Genomic DNA, 18326 nt, shown 5'->3' on the forward strand with positions numbered 1-18326 from the left:
ATCGTCACCACGGCCAATGCCCTCGAGGCGGCCCGTGGCAACCTGGCTGCCGCGCGGGAGCTGGCCGACGAGGACGAGTCCTTCGCCGAGGAGGCCACCTCGCTCACCACGCAGGTGAGCGAACTCGAGTCCAAGCTCGCCGAACTGCTCACCCCGCGCGATCCGGACGACGCCAAGGACGCCATCGTCGAGATCAAGGCGGGGGAGGGCGGCGAGGAGTCGGCGCTGTTCGCCGCCGACCTGCTGCGCATGTACCTCCACTACGCCGAGTCGAAGCGCTGGAAGACGGAGATGCTGGAGCGCACCGAGAGCGACCTCGGGGGCTACAAGGACGTGCAGATCGCCGTCAAGGGCTCCTCGAACGACCCCGCCGAGGGCGTCTGGGCCCACCTGAAGTACGAGGGCGGCGTGCATCGCGTGCAGCGGGTGCCGAAGACCGAGGCGCAGGGCCGCATCCACACCTCGGCCGTCGGCGTGCTCGTCTTCCCCGAGGTCGACGAGCCGGAGGAGGTCGTGATCGACCCGAACGACCTCAAGATCGACGTGTTCCGCTCCTCCGGCCCCGGCGGCCAGAGCGTCAACACGACCGACTCGGCGGTGCGCATCACGCACGTGCCGACCGGCACGGTGGTGTCGTGCCAGAACGAGAAGAGCCAGCTCCAGAACAAGGAGTCGGCGCTGCGCGTGCTCCGGGCCAGGCTGCATGCCCTGGCCAAGGAGGCCGCCGACGCCGAGGCCAGCGCGGCCCGGCGCAGCCAGATCCGCACGGTCGACCGCAGCGAGCGCATCCGCACGTACAACTTCCCCGAGAACCGCATCTCCGACCACCGCACGGGGTTCAAGGCCTACAACCTCGACACGGTCCTCGACGGCGAGCTCGATCCCATCGTCCAGTCGGCGGTCGACGCCGACGAGGCCGCTCGCATGGCCGCCCTCGCCGAGGGCCAGTGACCGACCTCCGTGTAGCCGTGCGTGCGGCGACGGCTCGGCTGACCTCAGCAGGCGTCGGCTCACCCGAGGCCGACGCGGTGGCGCTGGCCGCGCATGCGCTCGGTGTGTCGGTCTCCGAGGTCCGCAAGGCGATGGTGCTCGGCGCGGCCGCGCCCGCGGCATACGAGGCTCTGGTGGAGGAGCGGGCCGCCCGCGTCCCCCTCCAGCACCTCACCGGGCGCGCCGGGTTCCGCCGGCTGGAGCTCAGCGTCGGTCCCGGGGTGTTCGTGCCCCGCCCCGAGACCGAGCTCGTCGCGGGCCTCGCGATCGACGCCGCCGGCGAGCTGGATGCGCCGGTGGTCGTGGACCTGTGCACCGGTTCCGGCGCCATCGCCCTGGCCGTCAAGGACGAGGTGCCCCACGCCCAGGTGTATGCCGTGGAGCTCGGCGAGGATGCGCACGCGTGGGCGGCGCGCAACGTGGCGGACACCGACCTCGAGGTCGAGCTCCGACACGGCGACGCGACGCAGGCGTTCCCTGAGCTCGAGGGCATGGTCGACATCGTCGTGTCGAACCCGCCCTACATCCCGGTGGGGATGGTCCCGGTCGACCCCGAGGTCCGTGACCACGACCCCGAGCTGGCGCTCTACGGCGGTAGCGAGGACGGCCTGCGCACGCCGGTGGCCGTCGCGGCCCGGGCGGCGGTGCTGCTGCACCCCGGTGGTCTCCTGGTGATGGAACATGCGGACAGCCAGGGCGAGCTCCTGCCTGCTGCGCTGCGTCGTACGGGTGCCTGGACCGACGTGTCCGACCATCGCGACCTGGCCGGCCGCCCCCGCGCCACGACCGCCCGCAGGGCCTGACCAGGGCCGCAATAGGCTGGGGCCATGAGCCCTGTGTACGACTGCACGACCGAGTCCGGGCGCGCCGAGGGGATCCAGGCGGCCGTTGCGGCGGTGCGTGACGGGCAGGCCGTCGTGCTGCCGACCGACACCGTCTACGGCATCGGCGCCGATGCGTTCTCACCCGAGGCGGTGGCGTCACTGCTGGCTGCCAAGGGCCGCGGGCGCGACATGCCGCCCCCCGTCCTGGTGCCGAGCGTGCGCACCCTGGACGGCCTGGCCACGGACGTCCCCGAGTGGGCCCGCGAGCTGGTGCGGGCGTTCTGGCCCGGCCCCCTGACGCTGGTGCTGCCCGCACAGTCCTCGCTGATGTGGGACCTGGGGGAGACCAACGGGACCGTGGCGCTGCGGATGCCCGAGGACGACATCGCTCTCGCGCTGCTGAGCGAGGTCGGCCCCATGGCCGTCACCAGCGCCAACCTCACCGGGCATCCGGCGGCCACGACCGTGACGGAGGCGGCCGCCCAGCTCGGCGCGGCCGTGGCGGTCTACCTCGACGGCGGCCCCTCCACGGGCACCGCGGTCTCGACCATCGTCGACTGCACAGGTGACGCGCCCGTGGTGCTGCGCGCAGGTGCCGTGACCCAGGAGCAGCTGGATGAGGTCCTCTCCCCGCCTGAGGAAAACGACGCAATAGAGTTGACCGAGGACCCCACCCCCCACGCAGGAGACCTCGATGAGCGCTGACACCTTCTACGGCTCCGACTTCGGTGCGCTGGAGTCGTTCGACCCCGAGATCGCCGGGGTGCTCGTCTCCGAGCTCGACCGGATCCGCAGCGGCCTGCAGCTCATCGCCTCCGAGAACATGTCCAGCCCCGAGGTGCTGACGGCACTGGGGTCCACGCTGTCCAACAAGTACGCCGAGGGCTACCCGGGACGCCGCTACTACGGCGGCTGCTCCGAGGTCGACAAGGCAGAGACCCTCGCCATCGAGCGGTGCAAGGCGCTCTTCGGCGCCGACCATGCCAACGTCCAGCCGCACTCGGGCGCCAGTGCCAACCAGGCCGTCTACGGCGCCTTCATGCAGCCCGGTGAGACCATCCTGGCGATGGCGCTGCCCATGGGGGGCCACCTCACCCATGGCACCAAGGTCTCGTTCTCGGGCAAGTGGTTCAACGCGGTGCACTACGGCGTCGACAAGCAGACCGAGGACATCGACTACGCCGAGGTCGAGCGGCTGGCCAAGGAGCACCGCCCCAAGGTCATCTGCGCCGGGGGGTCCGCCATCCCTCGGCTCATCGACTTCGAGTTCTTCCGCCGCGTGGCCGACGAGGTGGGAGCGATCTTCTGGGTGGACGCGGCACACTTCATCGGGCTGGTCGCCGGCCGGGCGATCCCCAGCCCCGTGCCCCACGCCGATGTCGTCACCTTCACGACCCACAAGGTCCTGCGCGGGCCGCGCTCGGGTGCCCTGGTCTGCACCGAGGAGCATGCCGCCAAGCTCGACAAGGCGGTCTTCCCGATGATGCAGGGTGGCCCCCAGATGCACACGATCGCCGCCAAGGCGGTCAACTTCAAGGAGTGCGCGACGCCGGAGTACCAGGCGTATGCCACGCAGGTCATCGAGAACGCCAAGGTGCTCGCAACCTCGTTGGGCGACAAGGGGATTCGTCCCACCACGGGTGGCACTGACACTCACCTGTCGCTCCACGACCTCCAGGGCGTGGGCGTGACGGGCGCCGACGCCGAGGCCCGCGCCGACGCGGCCGGCATCGTCCTCAACAAGAACGCCATCCCGTTCGACCCCCAGAAGCCCAACATCGCCAGCGGCATCCGGGTGGGCACCCCGTGCGTGACGACGCAGGGGATGGGCACCGAGGAGATGAAGCAGATCGCCGAGCTCATCGCCAAGGCGGTCACCGAGGGCGACGCCGACCCCGACCACGCCGTCTCCAAGGAGGTCCGGGCCGGCGTGACGGATCTCGTCACCAGGTTCCCGGCATACGCTCGAGGCTGAGCAACCACCCACCTGAGAGGCGCCCCCGGTGCGCGAGTACCTCCTCGTCCTGATGGTCGCCGCGGTGATCACGTATGCGGCGACGCCGTTGATGCGGGCCGTCGCCGTCCGCACGGGGGCCTTCACCCCCGTGCGGGACCGCGACGTGCACTCCGCGCCGATCCCTCGGCTCGGCGGGGTCGCGATCTATCTAGGCTTCGCGGCCTCGATGCTGGCCGCCAGCCACCTGCCCTACCTGGGCCAGGTGTTCCGGCTGGGACCCGAGCTCCAGGGGGTCCTGCTGGGTGGCGGCATCGTCTGCCTGCTCGGTGCGATCGACGACGTCCGCGAGCTCGACTGGCTCACCAAGATGGGCGGTCAGATGATCGCTGCCGGCATCATGGCCTTCAGCGGCGTCCAGCTCTTCCAGCTGCCGATCGGTGGCGTCACCGTCCTGCCGGCCCCGATCATGGTGGCGCTGACGGTGCTCATCGTCGTGTTCTGCACCAACGCGGTGAACTTCATCGACGGCCTGGACGGCCTGGCCGCCGGGGTGGTGGGCATCGCGGCGACGTCGTTCTTCGTCTACAGCTACCTGATCTCGCGCACCTATGACCCGCCGAACGTCTTCTCCTCTGCCACCTTCATCTCGGCAGCACTGATCGGTTGCTGCGTGGGCTTCCTGCCTCACAACTTCCACCCGGCCCGGTTGTTCATGGGCGACTCCGGCGCGCTCCTGCTCGGGCTCCTGCTGGCCGCAGCCACGATCTCCACGACCGGGAGCGTGACGCCCTCCCAGGTCAGTGCCAACCCGATGGCGGCGACGCTGCTGCCGCTCGTGGTGCCGGCCGCGATCATTCTCCTGCCGGTCGTCGACGTGCTCCTGGCCGTGGTCCGGCGAACGCGTCGCGGCCAGCGCCCGTGGCAGCCGGACGCTCAGCACCTGCACCACCGCATGCTGCAGATCGGCCACGGGCACCGTGGCGCGGTACTGCTGCTGTGGCTGTGGGCCGCGGTGGCCGCGCTGGGGTCGGTGAGCTTCGTGTTCCTCGACGGGTGGGTGGCGTTGAGCGGGGTCGTCGGCGTGGTGGTGGTGGCCGGCGTGCTCACGATCTGGCTTCCTCGGTGGGCGCCGAGCCGGCCCCCTCGCCCCGCTGGCTGACCGGGCTCCTCAGGCGGGGCGTTAGGAGGCGCGGTCCGTTTCGGAGGGGTCCAGGGTGTCCGCAGGTTGGGCATCCGAACCCCCCTGTCGTCGGTTCCTGAGAGCTTGTGATAGCTTTCACAAGCATCCCCAGGCGGGTGCAGACCTCTTTCGCCAAGCACTCCAGCTCCGACGAATCAGACAGGCCAGACCATGAGCGCGATGACGCCACCAGATCGTGACCCCTTTGCGGTCATGCTGCGTGGAGCGTTCCTGCCGACGCTTGTCGTTGGTCCGGTGGCTGTCGTCGTCGGGGCGCTGGTGGGTGGGGGACGGGCGGCTCTGGGGGCCCTGCTCGGCTTCCTCGTGGCGATCGCCTTCTTCGCCCTGGGCCTGTTCGTCATGCGCAAGCTGGACAGCGCTGCGGACCCCCTGCGCTTCCTCGCCAGCGCGATGGCCGTCTTCCTCGGCCAGCTCATCTTCCTGCTGGTCGTCATCATCGCCCTCCAGCGCGCCAGCTGGCTCAACGGCACCGCATTCGGTGTCGCCGCTCTGGCTGTGGCCCTCGTGTGGCAGGTGTTCCAGGTGGTGGCCTACGTCCGCTCCCGCAAGCTTGCCTTCGACGCACCGCCCGAAAGCGGGCAGGATGGGGGCTCGGCCACATGACCACAGGAGCTCCCCGTGACCACACCGCCCTCGCAGCCGTCCGGGACACCGGGCGAGGCGGCGCCCACGCCGCTGCAGCGAGCCGACTCCGGGCACAGCCGCATCGAGGAGTCGCGCATGTGGAACGTCGTCTCCTACCTCATCACGGGGCCGGCGATGTTCGGTGCGATCGGCTGGGGTCTGGACTCCTGGCTGGGCACGTCGTGGCTGGTCATGGTGGGCATCCTGGGTGGGATGGCCCTGTCGCTGTACCTCGTCTGGTTCCGGTACGGTACGCAATGACTTCCGCTGGTCCAGCGCTCTTTTCGTATGCCGGGTCCGGGCGCGTGTGCGCTGCCCGTCGAGGCCGGTGGACTGTTTCGAACGCAATGCTCGAGGAGAACCTGTGAGTCTGAACGTGATGGGTGCCGTCAACCTGGCCGCTGACAGCGGCTCGGGGCAGGGCTTCCAGTCGCCTACGCCGTCCGAGTTCTACCAGCCCCTGGTTGGTCACGGCGACTGGGCGATCACCCGGCCCATGGTCGTCCTGGCCCTCTCGGTCGTGCTGATCTCGTGGTTCCTCATCGCGACGACCCGCAAGGCGGCGATCGTCCCGAGCAAAGGCCAGTGGCTCACCGAGGGCGTCTACAACCTCGTGCGCAACGGCCTGGCCCGCGACATCATCGGCAGCCACGACTTCCTCAAGTTCGTCCCGCTCCTGTTCTCGTTGTTCACCCTCCTGCTGGTGAACAACCTCTTCGGCGTGATCCCGCCGGTCCAGTACCCCACGATGAGCCGGATCGGCTTCCCGATCGCGCTCACCCTGTTCGTGTTCGTGATCTACCACGCCGTCGGCATCCGGAAGAACGGCCTGGGCGGCCACTTCAAGCACATGATCCCGCCGGGCCTGCCCAAGCCGATCTACGTGCTGATCATCCCGCTCGAGCTGCTGACCTACTTCGTCACGCGTCCGCTCACGCTGGCGCTCCGACTGTTCGGCAACATGTTCGCGGGCCACATGCTTCTGCTGCTCTTCATCACCGGTGGCGAGTACATGGTCATCCACGGCAGCCTGGGCCTGAAGGTCGCCGGGGCCGGCTCGTTCGTCATGGGCGCGATCCTGACCGCCTTCGAGGCGCTGATCGAGTTCCTGCAGGCCTACATCTTCACGCTGCTCGCTGCGACCTACATCGCCGGCTCCCTGGCCGACGAGCACTGAGAACGTCCGGGCCGACGGCCCGGTGCACGACCGCCTGACCACAACTGAATACACACCCCAACTTCCGGTGACGAACCATCGTCCCGGATCACAGAGAATCGAAAGAGGACAACATGACTGGCAACATCGCCATCCTCGGTTACGGCCTGTCTGCGATCGGCCCCGGTGTCGGCATCGGCCTGATCTTCGCGGCGTACATCAACGGTGTGGCGCGTCAGCCTGAGGCCCGCGGCGTCCTGCAGGGCATCGCCATTCTCGGCTTCGCCCTCGCCGAGGCGCTGGCCATCTTCGGTCTGGTGCTCGCGTTCGTCTTCAAGTAAACCGGCGAACCCAGCCCCACCCTGGCTCCACACAGCTCGACAGCACTAGGAGAACCCCGTGCAGCACTACACCGGCATCACGCAGGTCGTGAGCTTGGCAGCGGCCGACCCGGCGGCTGGGCGCACTCCCATCCTGCCCCTGATGGGTGAGCTGGTCTTCGGCGTCATCGTCTTCGCGATCTTCCTGTGGATCATCGCGACGAAGGTCGTCCCCAACCTCGAGAAGGCGTATGCCGAGCGCACCGCGGCCATCGAGGGCGGTATGCAGCAGGCCGAGGAGGCCCAGCAGCAGGCGCAGGCAGCGCTCGAGCAGTACCAGGCGCAGCTGACCGAGGCCCGGGCGGAGGCTGCGCGCATCCGCGAGGAGGCGCGCGAGCAGGGGGCGTCGATCGTCGCGGAGATGCGTGGCCACGCGCAGACCGAGGCGACGCGCATCACCGAGGCCGCGCACAAGCAGATCGAGGCCGAGCGCCAGCAGGCGATCGTCCAGCTGCGCTCCGAGGTCGGTCGCCTGTCCACCGATCTCGCGAGCCGGATCGTCGGTGAGTCGCTGCACGAGGAGGCCCGCCGCAAGGGCATCGTCGACCGCTTCCTGTCCGAGCTCGAGGCCGGAGAGATCCGTCCCGAGAGGGTCGGGGAGGACGCCTGATGCGAGGCTCGTCGAGGGGGGCCGCTGCCGTCGGCATGTCGGCTCTCGAGACCGCTCTCGCCAGCGGCGTGGACCGCGGCAGGCTCGGCGACGACCTGCTGGCGGTCGTCGGGCTCATCGACGGCAATGCCACGCTGCGGCGGGCGCTCGGCGACCCGTCCCGTGACGCGGCCGAGAAGCAGGCGCTCGCCGAGCGGCTGCTGGACGGCAGGATCTCGGCCGAGGCGATCGTGGTCGTCAAGACCGCCGTCGGGCAGCGTTGGGCGGTCGAGCGCGACCTGTCCGACACGCTCGAGGACCTGGCCGTCGAGGCGATCCTCGACGGCGCCGAGCACGAGGGTCGTCTGGACCGCGTGGAGGACGAGCTGTTCCGCTTCGAGCGGATCGTCGCGGGCAGCCCGGACCTGCGTGACCGGCTGACCAGCCGGCAGGGCGACGTCCAGGCCAAGGCCGGGGTGGTCAACGAGCTGCTCGAGGGGCGCACCGCGCCCGAGACGCTGCGGTTGGCGCGCCAGTCCGTGCTCGCCCCTCGTGGTCGCAAGCTCGACCGGACGCTCGAGCACTACCTGGCCCTGGCTGCCCGCCGTCGCGAGCAGCTGACCGCTGTGGTGACCGCGGCCACGGACCTCGACGACGCCCAGCGCGACCGGCTGGCCCGGGCTCTGCAGGGCATGTACGGCAAGCCGATCCTGCTCCAGGTGGTCATCGACCCCGCGGTGCTGGGCGGCATCCGGGTCAAGGTCGGCGACGAGGTCATCGACGGCACGGTCATCCGACGCCTCGACGAGGCACGCAGGCACATCGCGGGCTGACCACCGGGTACCGATGCCCGCACCACCTCAGACCGCAGACAACTCGATACGCACAACCACCAGACTTCGGCCCCACCAGGGACCGGCACCTGCACCGTTCAAGGGAGAAGAGATCACATGACGGAGCTTTCGATCCGTCCGGAGGAGATCCGGGACGCACTGGACCACTTCGTTCAGTCCTACGAGCCCGGCGCGGCCGCCCGCGAAGAGGTCGGCCGGGTCACCGATGCCGGTGACGGCATCGCGCACGTCGAGGGCCTGCCTTCGGCCATGACCAACGAGCTCCTCGAGTTCGAGGACGGCACGCTGGGCCTCGCGCTCAACCTCGACGTCCACGAGATCGGTGTCGTCATCCTCGGTGACTTCTCCAACATCGAGGAGGGGCAGGAGGTCAAGCGCACGGGCGAGGTCCTGTCGGTCCCCGTCGGCGACGAGTACCTCGGCCGCGTGGTGAACCCCCTCGGCCAGCCGATCGACGGTCTCGGCGAGATCGGTGCCACCGAGCGCCGCGCGCTCGAGCTGCAGGCGCCCACCGTGGTGCAGCGCAAGTCGGTGCACGAGCCGCTGCAGACCGGCCTCAAGGCCGTCGACGCCATGACCCCCATCGGCCGTGGCCAGCGTCAGCTCATCATCGGTGACCGCCAGACCGGCAAGACCACGGTCGCGGTCGACACGATCATCAACCAGAAGCAGAACTGGGAGACCGGCGACCCGCAGCAGCAGGTCCGCTGCATCTATGTCGCGATGGGCCAGAAGGGCTCCACCATCGCTGCCGTCCGCGGCACCCTGGAGGATGCCGGCGCGCTCGAGTACACGACGATCGTCGCCGCCCCCGCCTCCGACTCCGCGGGCTTCAAGTACCTCGCCCCCTACACCGGCTCGGCCATCGGCCAGCACTGGATGTACCAGGGCAAGCACGTCCTCATCGTCTTCGACGACCTGTCCAAGCAGGCCGAGGCCTACCGCGCCGTGTCGCTGCTGCTGCGCCGCCCGCCGGGCCGCGAGGCCTACCCCGGCGACGTCTTCTACCTGCACAGCCGTCTGCTCGAGCGCTGCGCCAAGCTGTCCGACGAGCTGGGTGCGGGCTCGATGACCGGTCTGCCGATCATCGAGACCAAGGCCGGAGACGTGTCGGCCTACATCCCGACCAACGTCATCTCCATCACCGACGGTCAGATCTACCTGCAGGCCGACCTGTTCAACGCCAACGTCCGTCCGGCCATCGACGTGGGTGTGTCGGTGTCACGAGTCGGTGGCGCCGCGCAGATCAAGGCCATGAAGGACGTCTCGGGTCGCCTCAAGCTCGACCTCGCGCAGTTCCGCGCGATGGAGGCGTTCGCCATGTTCGCGTCCGACCTCGACGCCGCGTCCCGCGCGCAGCTCGCCAAGGGTGCTCGCCTCGTCGAGCTCCTCAAGCAGCCGCAGGCCGCGCCGTACCCGGTGGAGGAGCAGGTCGTCTCCATCTGGGCGGGCACCTCGGGCCAGCTCGACTCGGTGGCCGTCGAGGACATCCGGCGCTTCGAGGCCGAGTTCCTCGACTACCTGCGCCGGGAGCACAAGGGCACCCTCGACGCCATCCGCGAGTCCAAGAAGTTCGCGGATGAGACCCGGTCGGCGCTCGAGGAGGCTGTCACCTCGTTCAAGGAGCAGTTCCAGGCGTCCGGCGCCGTAACGACTCCCGTGGGTCACGAGGCCGACCCCGAGGCCCTGGGCCACGATGTCGAGCAGGAGCGCATCGTCAAGCAGAAGCACTGACCCGTATGCCGGGTGCCCACCAGCGGTGGGCATCCGGCAGCGGGCGCCCACGCCGGTGGGTGCACGGCATACCAGGAACTGACCAGCGGCCCCGGGCCGCACACAGACCACACGAGAGAGGCGGCTACATATGGGAGCGCAGATGCGGATCTACCGCCAGCGCATCCGGTCCGTCCAGGCGACCAAGAAGATCACGCGTGCCATGGAGCTGATCGCGGCCTCCCGCGTGGTCAAGGCCCAGCAGCGGGTCAAGGAGTCCTCGCCCTACGCACGGGCTCTCACCCGGGCCGTCTCGGCGGTCGCGACGTACTCCAACGTCGACCACCCCCTGACGACCGAGCACGACGACGTCCGCCGCGCCGCGGTCCTCATCGTCACCTCCGACCGCGGTCTCGCGGGCGCCTACTCCTCCTCGGCGATCAAGGAGAGCGAGCGGCTCGTGGGCGAGCTCCGGGCCGCCGGCAAGGAGGTCGTGCCGTACCTCGTGGGTCGCAAGGCCAGTGGCTTCTACCGTTTCCGCAGGCGTGAGTTCGCCACCGAGTGGAGCGGTTTCACCGACCAGCCCACCTTCGACATCGCGCGTGAGATCGGCGAGCGACTCGTGACCGACTTCAACCGGCCGGTCGACGAGGGTGGTGTCGACGAGGTGCACATCGTCTACACCCGGTTCGTCAACATGGTCACCCAGGTCCCCGACGTGCTGCGCATGCTGCCGCTCGAGGTCGTCGAGGGTGACGAGCCCCCGGCCGAGGACGAGGTGCTGCCGCTCTACGAGTTCGAGCCGAGTGCCGAGCAGGTTCTCGACGCGCTGCTTCCCAAGTACGTCACGGCTCGCATCTACAACTGCCTGCTCCAGGCCGCCGCCTCCGAGCTGGCCTCGCGCCAGAAGGCCATGAAGTCCGCCACGGACAACGCCGAGGAGCTCATCAAGAAGTACACCCGGCTGGCAAACCAGGCCCGCCAGGCCGAGATCACCCAAGAGATCAGCGAGATCGTGGGCGGCGCCAGCGCCCTCGCCGACGCCAGCTGAAAGACGTAGCAGAGAGAGACGGTAGGAAAAAGAGATGACTGCCACAGTGCCCGCAGAGACCGCCTACACCCAGGAGCCCGGTGGTGTCGGCCGTATCGCCCGCATCATCGGCCCGGTCGTCGACGTCGAGTTCCCCGCCGACGCGATGCCCGAGCAGTACAACCTGCTGACCACCGAGGTCGAGCTCGCGGGCGAGAAGAAGAACATCAACCTCGAGGTCGCCCAGCACATCGGCGACAACATGGTCCGCGCCATCTCGCTCCAGCCGACTGACGGCCTCGTCCGCGGCACGCAGGTGCAGGACACCGGCGGCCCGATCACCGTGCCGGTCGGAGACGTCACCCTGGGCAAGGTGTTCAACACCACGGGCGAGGTGATGAACCTTGCCGAGGGGGAGACCTTCGAGGTCAAGGAGCGCTGGGGCATCCACCGCAAGGCCCCGGCCTTCGACCAGCTCGAGTCCAAGACCCAGATGTTCGAGACCGGCATCAAGGTCATCGACCTGCTGACCCCCTATGTCCAGGGTGGCAAGATCGGCCTGTTCGGTGGCGCCGGTGTCGGCAAGACCGTGCTCATCCAGGAGATGATCGCCCGTGTCGCCCGCGACCACGGTGGTGTCTCGGTGTTCGCCGGTGTCGGCGAGCGCACCCGTGAGGGCAACGACCTCATGGTCGAGATGGAGGAGGCGGGCGTCCTCGGCCAGACCGCCCTCGTGTTCGGCCAGATGGACGAGCCGCCGGGCACCCGCCTGCGGGTCGCGCTGTCCGCGCTGACCATGGCGGAGTACTTCCGCGACGTCCAGAAGCAGGACGTGCTCCTCTTCATCGACAACATCTTCCGGTTCACCCAGGCGGGGTCCGAGGTCTCCACCCTCCTCGGCCGTATGCCGTCTGCCGTGGGCTACCAGCCGACCCTGGCTGACGAGATGGGCACCCTGCAGGAGCGCATCACCTCCACGCGTGGCCACTCGATCACCTCGATGCAGGCGATCTACGTGCCGGCCGACGACTACACCGACCCGGCGCCGGCGACGACGTTCGCCCACCTCGACGCCACCACCGAGCTCTCGCGTGAGATCGCCTCGCTCGGCATCTACCCGGCCGTGGACCCGCTGTCGTCGACGTCCCGGATCCTCGACCGTCGCTACATCGCGGAGGACCACTACAACACCGCGGTGCGCGTCAAGCAGATCCTGCAGCGCAACAAGGAGCTGCAGGACATCATCGCCATCCTCGGCATCGACGAGCTCTCCGAAGAGGACAAGATCCTCGTGAACCGGGCCCGCCGCATACAGCGGTTCCTCTCGCAGAACACCTACGTCGCCAAGCAGTTCACGGGCATCGAGGGTTCCACGGTCCCGCTGGTCGACACGATCGAGGCCTTCACCAAGATCGCCGACGGCGAGTACGACCACGTCCCGGAGCAGGCCTTCTTCATGTGCGGTGGCCTCGACGACGTCGAGCGCCAGGCCGCAGAGATCGAGAAGAACCTCTAAGCAGTACCCCGGGCGGGTGACCCTGCCCGTCAGCACGTCCGTGGGGGCCAGCCGCTCGGCTGGCCCCCACGGCATACCGATAGACTGCAAGTACCGCACCACATGTGGAGGACGTCATCGTGAGCACCCTGCAGGTTGAGCTCGTCGCCGCGGACCGCAAGGTCTGGGAGGGCGAGGCCGACATGGTCGTCGCGCGCACCGTCGACGGCGAGCTGGGCATCCTGCCCGGTCACACGCCGCTGCTCGGCGTCCTCACCGAGGGCGAGGTCCGTATCAAGGCTGGCGACGCCACCCACACGGCTTCGGTCGACGGGGGCTTCCTGTCGGTGGACCGCGACAAGGTCATCATCATCGCCGAGGCGGTCGACGCCTCGCAGATCCCAGCCTAGGCAGCGGGTCGGGCCGGGGAGCGCAGCATGGTGATCGTGATCTCAGCAGAGTTCGCCGCTGGCACGCTGATCGCCGCTGCGCTCCTGGTCCTGAGCTTCATCTTTCTCCGACGGCGACTGCTCGCCTCGGGCGCGCCACTCATGCTCTGCGCGCTCAAGCCCCACGGCCGGTCCCAGTACCGCCTGGGGCTTTTGCGATTCGCCGGGAGCACCCTGGAGTGGTTCACCCTGGTGGGTCCCGCCCTGCGTCCCTCGCGGACGTGGCAGCGCGCGCAGCTCGACCTCGCGGCCCCGGTGGCGGCCACCCAGCCGGTGGCCGGCCTGCCCGAGGCTGTGACGGTGGAGTGCCATGACGGCAACGAGGCCTTCAGCTTGGCGCTGGCTCCCTCCGCCTACACGGCCATGCGCAGCTGGCTCGAGAGCTCGCCGCCGGGGTTCAACGTCAACGTGGCCTGAGCGTCCTCGTCAGGGCGCTGCTCGAGTCGGCGGCTGTTCGAGGTAGTGGCTACTTCTTCGGCGCCTGGGCGCGACCACCACCGGGCTGCCAGAGCACGTCACCGCCGATGGGCAGGTTGGCCACGCGGGCCAGGACGAACAGCAGGTCCGAGAGCCGGTTGAGGTACTTCGCCGTGAGGACGTTGACGCCGCCCTCGCCCTTGGTGCCCTGACCGGGCGCGTCGCCGTATGCCGCGATGGCCGCCCAGGCCTGCCGCTCGGCTCGGCGCACCACGGTCGTGGCCACGTGGAGGTAGGCCGAACCCGGCGTGCCGCCCGGCAGGATGAACGAGCGCAGCTTCTCGAGCTCGCCGAGATAGCGGTCGCAGTCGGCCTCGAGCTCGTCGATCCAGGCCGCCTCCACCCGCAAGGGCGGGTACTCGTAGGACTCCTGGAGGGGCGTGCAGAGGTCGGCGCCGACATCGAAGAGGTCGTTCTGGACGCGCGTGAGGGTGGTCCGGACGTCGTCGCGCAGGTCGCCGGCGGCGATGGCCACGCCGATCGCCGCGTTGGCCTCGTTGGAGTCGGCATACGCGAGCAGCCGGGGGTCCGTCTTGCTGGTCCGGCTCATGTCGCCCAGGTGAGTCTGGCCGTCGTCGCCGGTGCGGGTGTAGATGCGCGTCAGGTTGACCATGGCGCCAGCCTGACAGATGGGGGTGGCGGCTCACATAGGGTGGTGCGGTGGCTGAACGTTTTCGGGTCGTCGGCGGTGCCGCGCTGCGCGGCGAGGTGACTGTGTGGGGCGCCAAGAACAGCGCTCTCAAGCTGATGGCGGCTGCCCTGCTCGCCGTGGGCCGCACGCGGCTGACCAACGTCCCCGCCATCCTCGACGTGACGATCATGGCCGAGCTGCTGCGTCGGCTGGGCTGCACGGTCGACTACGACGCGGTGGCTGGGGTGGTGGAGATCGACGTCCCGGCCCAGATCGGGCATCGAGCGGACTATGACCTGGTCAGGGCGCTGCGCGCCAGCACGGCCGTACTCGGCCCACTGGTGGCGCGATGCGGCGCCGCCGACGTGGCGGTGCCGGGGGGAGATGCGATCGGCTCACGGGGGCTCGACCTCCATGCGGCCGGGCTGGCCGCTCTGGGCGCTACGGTGCACGTCACGCATGGCTTCCTCGTGGCGGAGGCTCCGGCCGGGCTGCACGGCGCCGAGATCCGCCTGGAGTTTCCCAGCGTCGGAGCGACCGAGAACGTGCTGACGGCCGCCGTGCTGGCACGGGGCACGACCCGCCTCGAGAATGCCGCCCGCGAGCCGGAGATCGTCGACCTGGTCGAGATGCTGGTGTCCATGGGTGCCCGCATCACCGGCGCGGGCACGGGCACGGTGGAGATCGAGGGGGTGGCAGCGCTGGCGCCGACCCAGCACGCCGTGGTGCCCGACCGGATCGCGGCGGGGACCTGGGCCTTCGCCGCCGCGGCGACCCGCGGCGACGTGGAGGTCGTCGGGGGGCGGGTCGAGCACCTGACTGCTGCGCTCGACCTCGTCAAGGAGAGTGGGGCGGCGGTCACCGAGACGGCCCGGGGCTTTCGGGTCGACTCGGGGGCTCGGCGCCCCCAGGCCTTCGACGTCGCGACGTTGCCTTACCCAGGGTTCCCGACCGACCTGCAGCCGTTCGCGCTGACGTGCAACGCCGTGGCGCGGGGCTCGGCGATGATCACCGAGAACCTCTTCGAGGCGCGCTTCCGCACGGTCCAAGAGCTCAACCGGCTCGGCGCAGAGACGCGGATCGACGGGCACCACGTCATGGTCCACGGGGTGGAGCGGCTGTCGGGGGCCCCCGTGGAGGCGAGCGACATCAGGGCCGGCGCGGCGCTGGTCATCGCTGGTCTGGTGGCCGAGGGGGTGACGACCGTGAGCGGGGCGCAGCACATCGACCGTGGCTATGCCGGCTTCGCCGAGGCCATGCAGGGTCTGGGCGCGGACGTCACTCGCGAGCCGGACGACGCCCCGTTCCTCTGATGCGCGGGACCTTTACCAGATCTTGATCTGACGGTTGGCCGCCCATAGCCCCCTTTCACGCGCGGTTGTGAGTCAATGTCTGCCAGGACAAGGGGGTCTGCATGACGACCAGCGCACTAGGGGCACTGCCCGTCGAGGTTCGCGCGATGCACTCGGGGCAGGAGATCGCGATCACCGGCCGGATCGACGTGCACACGGTTGCTGACGTCCGCCTGGTGCTCCACGAGATCATCGACACCGGCTGCGGCGACGTCCACGTGCGCCTCGGCGGCGCGGAGATCGGTGACGCGACGGGGCTGGGGGTCCTGGTCGAGGCCTACAACCGGGCCCGGCGGGCCGGCCGTCGCCTGGCTGTGGTGGACATGACGGAGCGCACCTCGCGGCTGTTGCGTGCATCACGCCTCGACCGTTCGCTCGTGCTGCGGCACGACCCGGCAGCGGTGACTGTGGCCGCTGTCACCGCCTGAACGCCTCCCGGTCCGCGCTCCTGCCCCGGTACCTTCGGCCCCATGGCCGAGCCCAGCGACGTTCCCAGCCAGCCGGCGTCCGTCCCCGCACGCCCCGAGCGTGACCGCCCCTGGGTGATGCGTACCTATGCCGGTCACTCCAGTGCCGCAGCCAGCAACGCGCTATACCGGAGGAACCTGGCCAAGGGTCAGACGGGGCTGTCGGTGGCCTTCGACCTGCCGACGCAGACCGGCTACGACCCTGACCACTCCTTGGCGCGGGGCGAGGTCGGCAAGGTGGGCGTCCCCATCTCCCATATCGGGGACATGCGGGCGCTGTTCGACCAGATCCCGCTGGCACAGATGAACACCTCGATGACCATCAACGCGACGGCCATGTGGTTGCTGGCGATGTACCAGGTCGTCGCCGAGGAGCAGGCCGAGGCGGCGGGGGAGGACCCGGTGGCCGCGGTGCGAGCGCTCGCGGGCACCACCCAGAACGACATCATCAAGGAGTACCTGTCGCGGGGGACCTACGTCTTCGCGCCGGGTCCATCGCTGCGCCTCATCACCGACATGGTCGCCTACACGGTCGCCGAGATCCCCAAGTGGAACCCCATCAACATCTGCAGCTACCACCTCCAGGAGGCGGGCGCCACGCCCGTGCAGGAGATCGCGTACGCGATGTGTACGGCGATCGCCGTCCTGGACGCGGTGCGCGACTCCGGCCAGGTCCCGCAGGAGCGGTTCGGTGAGGTCGTCGCCCGGATCTCGTTCTTCGTCAACGCCGGCGTGCGCTTCGTCGAGGAGATGTGCAAGATGCGCGCCTTCGTCCAGCTGTGGGACGAGCTGACCCTCGAGCGCTATGGCGTCACCGACCCGAAGCAACGGCGGTTCCGCTATGGCGTGCAGGTGAACTCCCTGGGCCTGACGGAGGCGCAGCCCGAGAACAACGTCCAGCGCATCGTCCTCGAGATGCTCGCGGTCACCCTGTCCAAGGGAGCCCGGGCCCGCGCGGTCCAGCTGCCGGCGTGGAACGAGGCGCTCGGGCTGCCGCGCCCGTGGGACCAGCAGTGGTCGCTGCGGATGCAGCAGGTCCTGGCGTTCGAGTCCGACCTGCTCGAGTACGACGACCTCTTCGAAGGCTCGACCGTCGTGGCGGCCAAGGTCGAGGAGCTGGTATCGGGCGCGAAGGCCGAGATCGACCGGGTGCAGGAGCTGGGGGGCGCTGTCCCTGCGGTCGAGAGCGGCTACATGAAGTCGGCGCTGGTGGCCTCGCATGCCCTGCGCCGGCAGCGGATCGAGGCAGGTGAGGACATCGTCGTCGGCGTCAACCGCTTCGAGACGACCGAGCCGAACCCCCTGACCGCCGACCTCGACGCGGCGATCCAGACCGTCGACCACGATGTCGAGGCCAAGGCTGCCGATGCCGTCAGGGCCTGGCGAGAGCAGCGGGACGCCGAGTCCGCGGGTCGCGAGCGCGCAGCAGCGGCGATCGAGCGGCTCCGGACGGACGCCCGCTCGGGGGTCAACCTCATGGCTGCGTCGATCGAGGCCGCCAGGGCCGGCGTCACGACCGGCGAGTGGGCGCAGGCCCTCCGCGAGGAGTTCGGCGAGTTCCGGGCCCCCACGGGCGTGTCCGGTTCTGTCGGCGTCTCCTCCGGCGCCAGCGACGAGCTCCGCGCGGTGCGCGCGCAGGTGCAGGCGACCAGCGAGGAGCTGGGCGAGCGGCTGCGCGTGCTGGTCGCCAAGCCCGGTCTGGACGGGCACAGCAACGGCGCCGAGCAGATCGCCGTCCGGGCCAGGGATGCCGGCTTCGAGGTGGTCTACCAGGGCATCCGGCTGACGCCGGAGCAGATCGTCGCGGCCGCGGTCGCCGAGGACGTCCACCTCGTCGGCATCTCCATCCTGTCGGGCTCCCACATGGCGCTGGTCCCCGAGATCATGGCCGGGTTGCGGGAGTCAGGCGCCGGCGAGGTGCCGGTCATCGTGGGCGGGATCATCCCGGATGCCGACGGGCGGGCCCTGCGCGAACAGGGGGTGGCCGCAGTGTTCACCCCGAAGGACTTCGGGCTCAACGAGATCATGGGTCAGTTCGTGACCGTGATCCGCCAGGCCAGGGGACTGGACGCGCGGACCCCGCAGCCGGCCTGAGCCCGGCCTCCCGCAGCAGGAGCACGGCACACCTCGCTGACCT

Annotated in this window: 20 protein-coding genes; 19 read left to right on the forward strand and 1 reads right to left on the reverse strand. The window is 69.6% G+C overall.

The genetic code is table 11. The features are described 5' to 3' along the window. The 16 genes from prfA to VGN50_RS04460 form a co-directional block, all read left to right on the forward strand. On the forward strand, nt 1–951 hold a 951-nt coding region (prfA, locus tag VGN50_RS04385; protein WP_327443444.1), incomplete at its 5' end, for a peptide chain release factor 1. Next, nucleotides 948–1793, forward strand: coding sequence for a peptide chain release factor N(5)-glutamine methyltransferase (prmC, locus tag VGN50_RS04390; RefSeq protein WP_327443445.1), 846 nt, complete (start codon nt 948–950; stop codon nt 1791–1793). The genes prfA and prmC, both read left to right, overlap by 4 nt. A 24-nt stretch (nt 1794–1817) precedes the next feature. Then, nucleotides 1818–2519, forward strand: a complete 702-nt coding sequence (locus VGN50_RS04395) for an L-threonylcarbamoyladenylate synthase (RefSeq protein WP_327443446.1) — start codon at nt 1818–1820, stop codon at nt 2517–2519. Then, nucleotides 2509–3789 (forward strand): serine hydroxymethyltransferase, encoded by a 1281-nt coding sequence (gene glyA / locus VGN50_RS04400; protein WP_327443447.1) that lies wholly within the window; start codon nt 2509–2511, stop codon nt 3787–3789. Before VGN50_RS04395 ends, glyA begins: the two co-directional genes overlap by 11 nt. Before the next feature lie 28 nt (nt 3790–3817). Next, a complete protein-coding gene (locus tag VGN50_RS04405; protein ID WP_327443448.1) occupies nt 3818–4930 on the forward strand; it encodes an MraY family glycosyltransferase in 1113 nt (370 codons plus the stop codon). A gap of 201 nt (nt 4931–5131) precedes the next feature. Continuing rightward, complete coding sequence (locus tag VGN50_RS04410) at nt 5132–5575, forward strand: hypothetical protein (protein WP_327443449.1); 444 nt, start codon at nt 5132–5134, stop codon at nt 5573–5575. Between the two features lie 15 nt (nt 5576–5590). Continuing rightward, nucleotides 5591–5857 carry an AtpZ/AtpI family protein gene (locus VGN50_RS04415; protein WP_327443450.1) on the forward strand — a complete coding sequence of 89 codons (267 nt, stop codon included), beginning with the start codon at nt 5591–5593 and terminating at the stop codon, nt 5855–5857. A 103-nt stretch (nt 5858–5960) separates the two neighbouring features. Next, entirely contained in the window at nt 5961–6773 is an 813-nt protein-coding gene (gene atpB / locus VGN50_RS04420; RefSeq protein ID WP_327443451.1) for a F0F1 ATP synthase subunit A, read from the forward strand. A 113-nt stretch (nt 6774–6886) separates the two neighbouring features. After that, nucleotides 6887–7093, forward strand: a complete 207-nt coding sequence (atpE, locus tag VGN50_RS04425) for an ATP synthase F0 subunit C (protein ID WP_056883533.1) — start codon at nt 6887–6889, stop codon at nt 7091–7093. 58 nt (nt 7094–7151) lie between these two features. After that, a complete protein-coding gene (locus VGN50_RS04430; RefSeq protein ID WP_414694555.1) occupies nt 7152–7742 on the forward strand; it encodes a F0F1 ATP synthase subunit B in 591 nt (196 codons plus the stop codon). Beyond that, nucleotides 7742–8554 carry a F0F1 ATP synthase subunit delta gene (locus VGN50_RS04435; RefSeq protein WP_327443452.1) on the forward strand — a complete coding sequence of 271 codons (813 nt, stop codon included), beginning with the start codon at nt 7742–7744 and terminating at the stop codon, nt 8552–8554. Before VGN50_RS04430 ends, VGN50_RS04435 begins: the two co-directional genes overlap by 1 nt. Nucleotides 8555–8671: 117 nt before the next feature. Beyond that, on the forward strand, nt 8672–10309 hold the full coding sequence (atpA, locus tag VGN50_RS04440; RefSeq protein WP_327443453.1) for a F0F1 ATP synthase subunit alpha: 1638 nt from the start codon (nt 8672–8674) through the stop codon (nt 10307–10309). Nucleotides 10310–10439: 130 nt separating this feature from the next. Continuing rightward, a complete protein-coding gene (locus VGN50_RS04445) occupies nt 10440–11339 on the forward strand; it encodes a F0F1 ATP synthase subunit gamma (protein ID WP_327443454.1) in 900 nt (299 codons plus the stop codon). 34 nt (nt 11340–11373) lie between these two features. Further along, the gene (gene atpD, locus VGN50_RS04450) at nt 11374–12834 is read left to right on the forward strand and encodes a F0F1 ATP synthase subunit beta (protein ID WP_327443455.1); all 1461 of its coding nucleotides are present in this window, start codon (nt 11374–11376) and stop codon (nt 12832–12834) included. A 119-nt stretch (nt 12835–12953) separates the two neighbouring features. After that, a complete protein-coding gene (locus VGN50_RS04455) occupies nt 12954–13223 on the forward strand; it encodes a F0F1 ATP synthase subunit epsilon (protein ID WP_327443456.1) in 270 nt (89 codons plus the stop codon). Nucleotides 13224–13259: 36 nt separating this feature from the next. After that, entirely contained in the window at nt 13260–13679 is a 420-nt protein-coding gene (locus VGN50_RS04460) for a DUF2550 family protein (protein ID WP_327443457.1), read from the forward strand. A gap of 49 nt (nt 13680–13728) precedes the next feature. Here the strand turns inward: VGN50_RS04460 and VGN50_RS04465 are convergent, their stop codons facing one another. Further along, on the reverse strand, nt 13729–14352 hold the full coding sequence (locus tag VGN50_RS04465; RefSeq protein WP_327443458.1) for a cob(I)yrinic acid a,c-diamide adenosyltransferase: 624 nt from the start codon (nt 14350–14352) through the stop codon (nt 13729–13731). 47 nt (nt 14353–14399) lie between these two features. Here VGN50_RS04465 and murA point away from each other — a divergent pair, with 47 nt between their 5' ends. The 3 genes from murA to VGN50_RS04480 all read left to right on the forward strand — a co-directional run bounded on the left by murA (nt 14400) and on the right by VGN50_RS04480 (nt 18283). After that, entirely contained in the window at nt 14400–15683 is a 1284-nt protein-coding gene (murA, locus tag VGN50_RS04470) for a UDP-N-acetylglucosamine 1-carboxyvinyltransferase (RefSeq protein ID WP_327443459.1), read from the forward strand. Nucleotides 15684–15784: 101 nt separating this feature from the next. Next, complete coding sequence (locus VGN50_RS04475) at nt 15785–16150, forward strand: STAS domain-containing protein (protein ID WP_327443460.1); 366 nt, start codon at nt 15785–15787, stop codon at nt 16148–16150. Between the two features lie 117 nt (nt 16151–16267). Then, entirely contained in the window at nt 16268–18283 is a 2016-nt protein-coding gene (locus tag VGN50_RS04480) for a protein meaA (RefSeq protein ID WP_327443475.1), read from the forward strand. Nucleotides 18284–18326: the final 43 nt, after the last annotated feature.

It is taken from the genome of Pedococcus sp., from assembly GCF_036000045.1.
Lineage (GTDB): Bacteria > Actinomycetota > Actinomycetes > Actinomycetales > Dermatophilaceae > Pedococcus.

Excerpts from the sequence above, each read along its gene's own strand:
- VGN50_RS04475 (WP_327443460.1), top strand. The coding sequence starts at position 15,785 with ATGACGACCAGCGCACTAGGGGCACTGCCCGTCGAGGTTCGCGCGATG.
- atpE (WP_056883533.1), top strand. The coding sequence starts at position 6,887 with ATGACTGGCAACATCGCCATCCTCGGTTACGGCCTGTCTGCGATCGGC.
- VGN50_RS04445 (WP_327443454.1), top strand. The coding sequence starts at position 10,440 with ATGGGAGCGCAGATGCGGATCTACCGCCAGCGCATCCGGTCCGTCCAG.
- VGN50_RS04395 (WP_327443446.1), top strand. The coding sequence starts at position 1,818 with ATGAGCCCTGTGTACGACTGCACGACCGAGTCCGGGCGCGCCGAGGGG.
- atpA (WP_327443453.1), top strand. The coding sequence starts at position 8,672 with ATGACGGAGCTTTCGATCCGTCCGGAGGAGATCCGGGACGCACTGGAC.
- VGN50_RS04435 (WP_327443452.1), top strand. The coding sequence starts at position 7,742 with ATGCGAGGCTCGTCGAGGGGGGCCGCTGCCGTCGGCATGTCGGCTCTC.
- VGN50_RS04410 (WP_327443449.1), top strand. The coding sequence starts at position 5,132 with ATGACGCCACCAGATCGTGACCCCTTTGCGGTCATGCTGCGTGGAGCG.
- VGN50_RS04465 (WP_327443458.1), bottom strand. The coding sequence starts at position 14,352 with ATGGTCAACCTGACGCGCATCTACACCCGCACCGGCGACGACGGCCAG.
- atpD (WP_327443455.1), top strand. The coding sequence starts at position 11,374 with ATGACTGCCACAGTGCCCGCAGAGACCGCCTACACCCAGGAGCCCGGT.
- glyA (WP_327443447.1), top strand. The coding sequence starts at position 2,509 with ATGAGCGCTGACACCTTCTACGGCTCCGACTTCGGTGCGCTGGAGTCG.
- VGN50_RS04480 (WP_327443475.1), top strand. The coding sequence starts at position 16,268 with ATGCGTACCTATGCCGGTCACTCCAGTGCCGCAGCCAGCAACGCGCTA.